Origin of the sequence: Flavobacterium panici, from assembly GCF_903819335.1 — a bacterium.
Taxonomy (GTDB): Bacteria; Bacteroidota; Bacteroidia; order Flavobacteriales; family Flavobacteriaceae; genus Flavobacterium; species Flavobacterium panici.
Map to the genome: position 1 here is coordinate 39,260 of NZ_CAIJDE010000039.1, position 10,379 is coordinate 49,638.

A 10,379-nucleotide genomic window follows, 5' to 3' on the forward strand; every position below is an offset into this window, starting at 1 on the left:
TAGAAACTAGTTTCTTTTTATCAACTTTTATAAAAACTAAAAAAATCTATGTTTCTATGTGTTTAAAAAAATCAATCCAACTTAAACCATTCATTTACTTCTTCAGCTATAGTTTCTTTAATTTCAGGATTTTCAAATTCATTTGTTACTGAATTATATTCGTAATCTTTCTTCCATTTTTTATAATGTAAAGATACTTGTTCAATTGCATAGCAAATAAAATTAAGTTCATCATTTGTCATAATTGGATGCAGCGACAAACGCACCCAGCCTGGTTTATTGCTTTGGTTTCTCTCCAGAAGTTCGTTTGTAATTTGTGCTGATTTCTTTTCGTTTATATTAAACAAATAATGCGCATAAGTACTTGCACATGACCAGCCTCCGCGAACCTGAATCCCGAAACGGTCATTTAAAAGCCTTACGATTAAATTATAGTGAATATCTTCGATTATAAAAGAAACACAGCCGATTCTTTCTGTTTTTAAATCTCCTAAAATTGACAAACCTTTTATTTTTTGGAGTCTTGAAAAACAAAGAGCAAGTAGTTCTTTTTCTCTGTTTTTGATGTTTGCCACTCCCATTTTATCTTTTAATTCTAAAGCTAAAGCAGCTCTTATTACTTGTAGAAAGCCTGGTGTCCCGCCATCTTCTCTAACTTCTATGACCTCGCTATAACAATATCTGCCTAAAGGATTGGTCCATTTTACATTTCCGCCGCCCGGATTATCCGGAAATTCAGATTTATACAATTTCTCATTAAAAACCAAAATACCACAGGTTCCCGGCCCTCCTAAAAATTTATGCGGAGAAAAGAAAATAGCATCTAACTGTTGTTCCGGATCTTTTGGGTGCATATCGATTTTGACATACGGTGCCGAAGCTGCAAAATCAACAAAACAAAGTCCGTCGTTTTGATGCATAATTTTAGCCAATTCATGATAAGGCGTAATAATTCCCGTAACATTTGAACAAGCCGTAAACGAACCTATTTTTAAGCTTCTGTGAGCATATTTTTTAATTTCTTCCGAAAGAATTTTGGGATCAACTAAATTATTTTCATCTGGTGGTAAAATCACAACATCGGCATTAGTTTCATACCACGAAACCTGATTCGAATGATGTTCCATGTGCGTGATAAAAACAACTGGTTTATCATTTTCATCATTCGTTCGCAAAGCCATTATTCTTTGCAGTTTTGATAAAGCGGCAGTCATTCCGCTTCCCGTAGTCACCAAAACATCAGAAGTATTTGCGTTTACTGATTTCTTAATTATATCTCTCGCATATTGATAAGCGTGCGTTGAAGTCTTTCCTGTCTGACTAGAAAGTGAATGCGTATTGGCAATCATTGGACCAATTTTATGGAGCATAATATCCTCAATTGGAGCGTATAATCTTCCGCTGGCAACCCAATCTGCATAAAGCAGGTTTTGATTTCCGTAAACGGATTTAAAACGGTGATCTACTCCTATTGTATTTTCTCTAAATTTAGAGAAGTAACACTCCAATTCAATTGGTTCTGTTGTTGTCTCAATAGCATTCATTTCCTTTATCATTTTAATTAACTAAATTTATTATTGATTGTTTTTTTTAAACACATAGGAACATAGTTTTTCTTTGTGGTAAAAGGCGTTTCACTTGTTTTAACTAATCCCGATAGCTATCGGGACTATGTGTGAAAATCTAGATTTTTTTAAATCTCTTATTTAGAATATAATCTATGTTTCTATGTGTTTAAAAAAATTAATTTGCCTGTCCTAAAAGTGATTTAAGTGTAGTCTGTAATTCTTCTCCGTGAAGGTTTTTCGCAACGATTATTCCTTTTGAATCCACTAAATAATTTCCGGGAATCGCTCTTACACCATATAATTTAGCAATGGCACTGTTCCAAAAAAGTAAATCAGAAACATGAGTCCAGGTCAAATTATCATCCTGAATTCCTTTTATCCAGTTTTCTTTCTTTTTATCTAAAGAAACGCCTACGATGTTAAATCCTTTGTCATGATATTCTTTGTAAACCGCTACAATATTTGGATTTTCTCTACGGCAAGGCCCGCACCATGAAGCCCAAAAATCAACTAAAGTATATCCATTTAAGTTTTCTGAAAGACGAACTGGTTTACCTTGCGGATCATTAGCAGTAAAATCTGGGGCTTTTTTACCAACCGCTAATCCGTCTAAAACAGTAACCAGTTCTTTTAGTTCTTTCACGTAAGTGGTACTTTGCAGACTTTTATCCAGCAAAGCAATGTTTTGAGTGATTTGTTCCGGCGTTAATCTATACGACCAGTTTCTGTACAATACATAAGCCGAAACAATAGATTTAGGATTTTCTGTAATGAACTTACTGATTTCTACATCTTTTGATTTTTTATAGGCATCGAATAAATTCTGAGATTCAGAACCTTCAACTACAGAACTTGTATAATATTTCTTCGGGCTTAATTTTACTGTAATTGGCGTTTTTTCAAGGAAAATATACAATGGCGAATCATCAGTGTTTACACTTAATCCGTATAATTCTGGCGTTTTAACTTTAGTTTTAAAACTAAAACTTCCGTCTTTCACTTTTACCGAATCTATAGTGGTAAACATTTTATTGTGGAATTTTTGCAAATACACATATTGCGCAACTGTATCGACAACAGTTCCTTTTAACTGTAAATTATTTTCTTGCGCCTGAGTTTGTGCAACTCCAAGAAATAAGGCAAAACCTAATAGTATTTTTTTCATTTTATTTTGATTTTAAGGTGATGATATGATTTTTATTATCGTTTAATATTGGGACAAAAGAATTCCTTTAAGCCAATTTATAAAGGCTTTTAGCAAATGATTTTTAAAAAGAAATGAGAGAGAATTTAATGCTTTCGCATTCGGAAACCAGCAAGACTATATTCTTCGAAGATTGAATTCAAAAGTTCGTCACTGTCGTGTAAAAAATGTAGTTTGGTTTTCATTTTAAAAAATAAATAATTTCAACAATGATGATCTTATTCAGATTTGCGACAATCTTTCTTATCTGTCCCGCAAGACGGGAAGGATTTAGCACCTTATTTGGTAACAGGTTGCTAAGACTTCATAGGGCCTACTCCCTCAGTCTTTCTGGATAAGTATCATTCAGAATTTTTCTGTGATACAAATATATATTAATTCTACCAAATTAGTAGTGTTTAAAATTATTTTTTTTGAATTTTATTTGAAAAACATTTTATACAAAATACAAATAATTGATTTTCAAACAATTAAATCAGGATATAATTTTTAATAATTCCTTGTTTTATAATGGAAATTCATACGTTTAATAGAATAAAATTGACTAATTCTGTTTTTTTACTGTAGAAAAAGCATAAAAAAACTCATTCCGTTTTTGAAATGAGTTTGTATTGAAACAGAAATTACCGTACCGTTTGTCATTCCGAGGAACTATGACTTTAATCCATTAAAATGCGCCGTAGTTTCTTCAATCAAAGAATACATCAATTCTTTTGCTTTGGTATGTTTTAAGATTGGCGAAATTTGTCCTCCCCAAAATAATATCATATCCCATTTTTGCTGATCGAGTGCAGCTTTTCTCAACGGAGAAATAAAAGTAGTCTGTAATGGAAAAGGCAGAATGTTCGATTCTTTTCCAATTATATCTTTTGCAATTCGGCTTGTAATGCCTCGACCTAATCTTCCGGTGTATGCGCGTGAAAGCGTTGTATATTTTGCAGCATCAGAAAATAACATTTTTCTGTGAATTGGCAATGCATTCGATTCATCGACAGCTAAAAAAGCGGTTCCTATTTGGGCTGCGCTTGCACCTAATGTTAAGGCTGCGGCAACTCCTTTTCCGTCGGCAATTCCGCCAGCTGCGATGATTGGTGTTTTTATTTTTTCTCGAATTAATTGTAGTAAAACAAAAGTTCCGGTTACAGATGCTTCGGCATTGGTTAAAAAAGAAGGACGGTGTCCGCCTGCTTCAAAACCCGAAGCGATAATCATATCAACTCCTTTACTTTCCAGAAAAATGGCTTCATCAAGTGTTGTAGCAGCACCAACAGTAACAATTCCTAATCTTCTAAACTGCTCTAAAACATCATCTGAAGGAACGCCAAACATAAAGCTAAAAACCTTTGGTTTAACATCTAAAATAACTTGTAACTGGTTTTCAAATCTTGATTGAAACGGCGCTGGTTTTTCCGGTAACGGAATTCCAACTTCGTCATAATACGGTTTAAAAAGGGCTTTTGTTTTTTCAAATTGTTCATTGGTTAAACCTCCATCCGGAATATCATGATCTGAAACCCAAAGATTAATGTTATATGGTTTATCTGTAGCTGCTTTTATTTGTTTATCTACTTCGTAAATTTCCTGTGGACTTAAAGTGTATGCACCGTAACCGCCTAATCCACCAAGATTTGAAACCGTCGCTGTTAATTCTACCGTTGATAAATTAGCCCCAAAAGGGCCTTGCAAAATTGGATAGTCAATTCCTAACAGTTCCTTAGCTTTTGTATTGTACCACATAGCTTCAAAATTTAAGTTATTTATTGGTATCAGTCAACATTTTATTGACGATAAGCCATTTGCCATTAATCTTATGGAAAGATAAAAAATCCCTATAATTAAAGTCGTACATTTTAACATTTAATTCCGCTACAGCGATAGAATTTACAACGCTTATATGCAGAATTTCACCTTTAAAAGGTTTTCCTGAATCCTTTGGACTTTGTCTGTTTTTAACGCCGTCTAAATACAAATCAACGGTTTTAAAATACGGTTGTCCGTTTATATCTCCAAAGAGGAATGTCCCGGGTTGAAAAATACTGCCAAGCAATAATTCATCACCTTCATAAATGCCTTTAAAATAATAGTTTTCTATTGCATCGGTAATAGCCTGAATTTCTATTTGATTTTCCATTTTACTAGTATTTTGAGCTTTTATGCCCTGAAAACTCCAGAGCATAAAAGCAGTTAATAATATAGTTTTCACCTTAATTTAAATTGTGTCCTGCACCTTTTCCGCCATCAACATTTATGATTGATCCGGTAATAAAATTGCTTTTAGCAACTGTGTAGACCATTTCAGAAACATCATCGATCTCTCCTACTCTGTTTAATAAATGCAAACCGGCACTTTGATCTGCGTTATCTCCGTGCATTGGCGTACGAATTACACCCGGAGCAACGGTATTGAAACGAATGTTTTGTTTTCCAAATTCTGCTGCTAACTGAATTGTTAAAGCATGAATTGCACCTTTACTGGCAATTGGAGCCGAAGCCGGCCATCCGCCTAAACCATGATTTACTAATGGTGTTCCGATATTAATTACAACACCGCCTTGTTGTTTCAGCATTTGCGGAAGCACAGATTGTGTAGTGAAATAAGTTCCTTTTAGATTGGTTTTTAAAAATGTATCTAAATATACTTCATCAACTTCTAAAAATGGTTTGCTTGCAAAAATCCCTGCATTATTAACCAATACGTCTACAGAACCAAATTTTTCTAAAGCAATTTTTACCAGTTGTTCTCCTGTTCTTTTATCGCTTACATCTCCGGCAAATAGGGCAAGATTTTCGCCTGCGCCAAATTCATTGAATGTTTTTTCTAATGAAGATGCTGTAACGGAGTTTATAACCACATTATCGCCTCTGTCCAAGAAATATTTAGCGATTCCTTTTCCGATACCAGAAGCTGCTCCGGTAACGATTATTGTTTGTTTTTTCATGATGTTATTTTTTATCGGCTGTAATGCCTTTTTCTCTTAATACTGATACTTGTTCTCCTGCATAACCCCAATCGTCTAATTCAATTTCCTGAATCACAACGTGAGTCAAATGCGGATCTTTATTTAATACTTCTGTAATCAGGTTGGTAATACCGCTGATTAATTCTTGTTTTTGCCCGCGGGTTACTCCTTCGCGGGTCAATTCGATTTTTACGTAAGGCATGATAATTAGTTTTTAGATTCTCCTGTAAAAACAGCTTCGGCAGTGATATTGAAATCTAGCTCAAAGTCGTTGTAGATTAGTGTGTCTCCTAAATCTTTGAAGAAATTTCCTGAACGGAATTTGATATCGTATTTGGTACGATCGATGATCAATTTACCTCCTAATGAAAGAGTATTGTTGTCATTGTTTACTTGTGCTTCAAACCCAACAAGATGTGTGATATCTTTTATAGTCAGGTTTCCTTCAAGATGATACGTTGTGCCTGATATTTCTTTTACACTTAAAATATCTAATGTCGCTGTTGGGAATTTTTCGATAGAGAAAAAATCATCAGATGCAAGGTGTCCTGCAAATTGTGTGTTCGTTGCCGGATCTGTTACATCCAGAATTTTAATGGAAGTGGTGTCGATAACAACATTTCCTCCTTTTATTTTTCCATCATTAAAGATGAAATTACCATTTTTGATACCAATTGTACCATTATGTGCACCAGTAACTTTTCTACCAGTCCATTCTACGCTGCTGTTTGAGCTTACGATTTCAAAATTTATTGTTTCCATTTTTTGTTGTATTTAAAAGTACAGTACAAAGGAACGGCGACTATGGAAATTGGTTACGTGATGTAGATCACATTCTTATTTTGGAGGTTCAAAGAGGCAAAGGTTCAGAGGTGCAAAGGTTTTTCTATAGAGACCGAATAAAAACATAGCCTGTGGTTTCAACCACAGGGACGCAATATATAAACACAATCTAAATCCCCGTGGTTGAAACCACAGGCTATGTTTTTACAGCGGTAAAATCAAATAAAATAATCTGCTAATCTGTAAAATCTGCGAGAAACAAAATCTGCGCAAAACAAAAAAAAACCGTAAAATCCGTGGGCTAAAAAAACTAAGAATTATAAAGTCGGCTCAAAGTTTCTCTCGAAACTCCTAAATAAGCTGCAATTAAATGTTTTGGAACTAAATTGTATAATTGAGGATATAAAGCCAAAAGTTCTTCGTAACGTATTTTGACATTATTATTCATAAAAGATAAAAGTCTTTTTTGAGAAGCGATATAACCTTTATTAGTTCTCCAACGAAAAAAATGTTCCACCTGATGAAATTCGGCGCAGAGTTTTTCGCGGTCACTGTTAGAAAGGCAAAGAACTTCGGCATCCGTAATGCAATCCACATTTATAGCAGCCGGAGTTTGGTTATAAAGTGCATTATAATCAGATGTCCACCAAGTTGGCATCGCAAACTGTAAAATGTACATTTTAATTTCATCATTAATATAAAAAGCCTTTAAACAACCCGAAATCACAAAATACTCACAATCGACTTTATCGCCTGCGCTGATAATTGTTTGACCCTTTTTAAAAGATAAGGATTTGAAATGCGAAAAGAAATAATCAAACTCTTCCTCTGTCAGCGAAACTGTTTTGGCGATATGTTCTTTTAAAAGTGTTTTGGCTTCCATTTTAAATGGTGACTATTGGGTTTGAAAATCTTTTGTAAAGTTATAAAATCAAATGAACTTATTGATTGTCTATTTCGGATTTGAATTTGTCCGTTTCACCAAAATTTGAATATGAAATCAATTGCTGTTGCCGCAAATTTGTCCTGTTTAACAACTTAAAATTTAAAATCATGAATGCAAAAACAACAAAAATTATTTATTGGACAGGAATTATTTTAACTTCTTTATGGTTTGGTGCCAGCGGATTTTTTGAATTGACAACCAACAAATTGGTTTGGGAAATTACACAGCTTCTAGGTTATCCGGCTCATTTTATTTACATCCTTGGTGTAATGAAAGTTTCAGGCGTCATCACATTATTAATTCCGAATAAATTATTACGATTAAAAGAATGGGTATTTGCCGGAGTATTTTTTGACATTATTTTCGCTTTCTTTTCAAAACTAGTTGTATTAGGTTTCCCTGCAACTATTGATGCTATTATTGCTTTTGTGATGGTAAGTGTTACTTATATAATGTTTAGAAGATTATATAGTGTAACTTATACAGCACGTTAATTTTTTTTGTCACAAAGACACAAAGGCATTAAGTTTTATTTCACGCAGATTAAGCAGATTGGACAGATTATTAAAAAAATATCTGCTCACATCTGCTTAAATCTTTTTAAATCTGCGTGAAAAAAATCCCATTAATCCTTTTAATCTGTGGCAAAAATAAAACTTAGCGCCTTTGTGTCTTCGCGGCAAAACACCTTTGAGCCTTAAAACAAATAAATTTGAGCTTTTCAACAAAATAATAACCTTCATTCCCGCCGTAAATTTGTAATGAACTTAAAAACACAATTACAATGAACAAAATATGGTTTATTACAGGAAGCTCTCGAGGATTAGGACGTAATCTTACTGAAGCAGTTTTAGAAAGCGGAGACAAAGTAGCAGCAACTGCACGAGACATTAATCAGTTAAAAGATTTAAAAGAAAAATTTCAGGATCAGATTCTGCCTTTAAAATTAGATGTTACCAATTATGATGAAGTTCATCAGGCCGTAAATAAAGCTGTTGAGCATTTCGGAAGAATCGATGTATTGGTTAACAATGCCGGATTCGGAATTATTGGTGCTGCAGAAGCGTATACAAGTGAACAAGTTAGAAGTCAGTTAGAAACTAATTTATATGCGCCTATTGAAATTACACGCGCCGTTCTGCCTTTTATGCGTAAACAAGGTTTTGGCCGAATTTTACAAATCAGTTCTGTTGGCGGACGTGTTGGGAATCCGGGTTTAACAATGTATCAGGCTGCGAAATTTGGTTTAGGCGGATTTACTGAGGCTTTGGCCAAAGAAGTTGCTCCGCTTGGAATTTTGGTTACGAGCGTTGAACCAGGCGGATTCCGCACGGATTGGGCAGGCGCATCGATGACGTATGCCGAAGATATTGAAGGCTATGAAATGGTGAAACAACGTACCGATTTCTTTAAAGGTGGAAATTTTGTTCCGGTTGGAGATCCTGAAAAAGCGGCTAAAGTGATGGTTGATCTGGCTTCACATCCAAATCCGCCTGTACATCTTGTTTTGGGAAGTGAAGCAATTGGAATTTTACAAAATGCTGATAAAAACAGAACGGAAGAAATGGAGAAATGGATGAATGTAAGTTTGTCTACAGATCATGAAGATTCTGGAAGTTTTTTTGATTCAGCTCAGGGAAAATGGTATACTGGTAAGAAATAAGCATTATCAATGGTTAATGAAACACATAGGGACATAGTTTTTCTTTGTCTATAAAGGCGTTTCACTTGTTTTGAACAAACATAGTTTGATACTCTCTCGCAGATTTTGCAGATTACACAGATTAAATAAAAAAAAATCTGCTTGATCTGCTAAATCTGCGGGAAAAATTATTTTAAGTTTTTTGTTTAAAACACAAAACTATGTGTGAAAATCTAGATTTTTTAAAAATCTCTTATTTAGAATATAATCTATGTTTCTATGTGTTTAAAATATTCTCCAACTTTAATTTTTATAAATTTGTGATATGAACGATTCAAAAATAAATCAGAAAACCTCGCCTATTGCGTATTCCTGTTATTACACACAAAATCGCGAAGGCGAGCAATTTGCTGCACAACATGTTTTGAGTTTTCAGATTTCGGGAATTCTGACTTTAAATAACGGGAATAAAGAATATGTTTTTAACCCAGGCGATTTTAGATTTATCCGAAGAAATCAGCTCATTAAATTCATCAAACAACCTGATCCGAATACGGCTTTTCAGTCTATTTCTATTTATCTGACTCAGGAAGCACTTCGTGATTACTCTATACAATACAATCAGAAAACAAGTTTAATTAAAAGTCCGGAAACGGAAATGGTTTTACAATTAAAAGAAGTGCCGTTATTGAAAAGCTTTATGAATTCGCTGATTCCGTATATCAACGAAGATCATCTTATTACCGAAGATCTTCAGACTTTAAAAGTAAATGAAGCCATTACGATTTTACTGCAATGCAATCCGGAATTAAAAGATATTTTATTTGATTTCAACGAACCCGGAAAAATTGATTTGGAGGCATTTATGAAAAAGAATTTTCATTTTAATGTTCAATTAGATCGTTTTGCTTATTTAACGGGAAGAAGTCTGGCTACTTTTAAAAGAGATTTCCAGCGTATTTTTGATCTTTCCCCAAGTCGATGGCTCATTCAGAAAAGATTACAGGAAGCGTATTATCAAATTAAAGAAAAAGGAAAAACACCTTCGGAAGTTTATTTAGAAGTAGGTTTTGAGGATTTATCGCATTTTTCGTTTGCTTTTAAGAAACAGTTTGGGTTGCCTCCTTCTAAGGTTTAGTTTTTTTGTTTCAGGTTTCAGGTTTCAAGTTGACTTGGTTTGTCATTTCGAGGAACGAGAAATCGCACGCGAAACTCGCCAAAGATTGGAGAATTACTGTGTGGAATATCTAGTGCGATTTCTCGTTCCTCCTTTAGA

At 34.1% G+C, this 10,379-nt stretch carries 11 protein-coding genes and 1 riboswitch; of the genes, 3 read left to right on the top strand and 8 right to left on the bottom strand.

What is annotated here, in order from left to right; all coding sequences use genetic code 11:
* Nucleotides 1–71 precede the first annotated feature (71 nt).
* The 8 genes from FLAPXU55_RS10195 to FLAPXU55_RS10230 all read right to left on the bottom strand — a co-directional run bounded on the left by FLAPXU55_RS10195 (nucleotide 72) and on the right by FLAPXU55_RS10230 (nucleotide 7,398).
* The gene (locus FLAPXU55_RS10195; protein WP_235992021.1) at nucleotides 72–1,544 is read right to left on the bottom strand and encodes an aminotransferase class V-fold PLP-dependent enzyme; all 1,473 of its coding nucleotides are present in this window, start codon (nucleotides 1,542–1,544) and stop codon (nucleotides 72–74) included.
* 199 nt (nucleotides 1,545–1,743) lie between these two features.
* The gene (locus FLAPXU55_RS10200; RefSeq protein WP_180857558.1) at nucleotides 1,744–2,733 is read right to left on the bottom strand and encodes a TlpA disulfide reductase family protein; all 990 of its coding nucleotides are present in this window, start codon (nucleotides 2,731–2,733) and stop codon (nucleotides 1,744–1,746) included.
* A 279-nt stretch (nucleotides 2,734–3,012) separates the two neighbouring features.
* A riboswitch (SAM riboswitch) is annotated at nucleotides 3,013–3,113 on the bottom strand.
* A gap of 310 nt (nucleotides 3,114–3,423) precedes the next feature.
* Nucleotides 3,424–4,509 (bottom strand): NAD(P)H-dependent flavin oxidoreductase, encoded by a 1,086-nt coding sequence (locus FLAPXU55_RS10205; protein WP_180857559.1) that lies wholly within the window; start codon nucleotides 4,507–4,509, stop codon nucleotides 3,424–3,426.
* Between the two features lie 16 nt (nucleotides 4,510–4,525).
* Complete coding sequence (locus tag FLAPXU55_RS10210; RefSeq protein WP_235992022.1) at nucleotides 4,526–4,903, bottom strand: nuclear transport factor 2 family protein; 378 nt, start codon at nucleotides 4,901–4,903, stop codon at nucleotides 4,526–4,528.
* Between the two features lie 73 nt (nucleotides 4,904–4,976).
* Nucleotides 4,977–5,711 (bottom strand): SDR family NAD(P)-dependent oxidoreductase, encoded by a 735-nt coding sequence (locus FLAPXU55_RS10215; protein WP_180857561.1) that lies wholly within the window; start codon nucleotides 5,709–5,711, stop codon nucleotides 4,977–4,979.
* Nucleotides 5,712–5,715: 4 nt separating this feature from the next.
* Entirely contained in the window at nucleotides 5,716–5,934 is a 219-nt protein-coding gene (locus FLAPXU55_RS10220) for a tautomerase family protein (RefSeq protein WP_012025971.1), read from the bottom strand.
* Nucleotides 5,935–5,939: 5 nt separating this feature from the next.
* Nucleotides 5,940–6,494 (bottom strand): YceI family protein, encoded by a 555-nt coding sequence (locus tag FLAPXU55_RS10225; protein ID WP_180857562.1) that lies wholly within the window; start codon nucleotides 6,492–6,494, stop codon nucleotides 5,940–5,942.
* A gap of 331 nt (nucleotides 6,495–6,825) precedes the next feature.
* Complete coding sequence (locus FLAPXU55_RS10230) at nucleotides 6,826–7,398, bottom strand: Crp/Fnr family transcriptional regulator (RefSeq protein ID WP_053472756.1); 573 nt, start codon at nucleotides 7,396–7,398, stop codon at nucleotides 6,826–6,828.
* Nucleotides 7,399–7,568: 170 nt separating this feature from the next.
* On the opposite strand from FLAPXU55_RS10230, the gene FLAPXU55_RS10235 reads away from it, so the two are divergent.
* From FLAPXU55_RS10235 to FLAPXU55_RS10245, 3 genes are all read left to right on the top strand, one after another.
* The gene (locus FLAPXU55_RS10235; RefSeq protein WP_180857563.1) at nucleotides 7,569–7,955 is read left to right on the top strand and encodes a DoxX family protein; all 387 of its coding nucleotides are present in this window, start codon (nucleotides 7,569–7,571) and stop codon (nucleotides 7,953–7,955) included.
* Between the two features lie 290 nt (nucleotides 7,956–8,245).
* Nucleotides 8,246–9,124 carry an oxidoreductase gene (locus FLAPXU55_RS10240; protein ID WP_180857564.1) on the top strand — a complete coding sequence of 293 codons (879 nt, stop codon included), beginning with the start codon at nucleotides 8,246–8,248 and terminating at the stop codon, nucleotides 9,122–9,124.
* Between the two features lie 304 nt (nucleotides 9,125–9,428).
* Nucleotides 9,429–10,241 carry a helix-turn-helix domain-containing protein gene (locus tag FLAPXU55_RS10245; protein ID WP_180857565.1) on the top strand — a complete coding sequence of 271 codons (813 nt, stop codon included), beginning with the start codon at nucleotides 9,429–9,431 and terminating at the stop codon, nucleotides 10,239–10,241.
* Nucleotides 10,242–10,379: the final 138 nt, after the last annotated feature.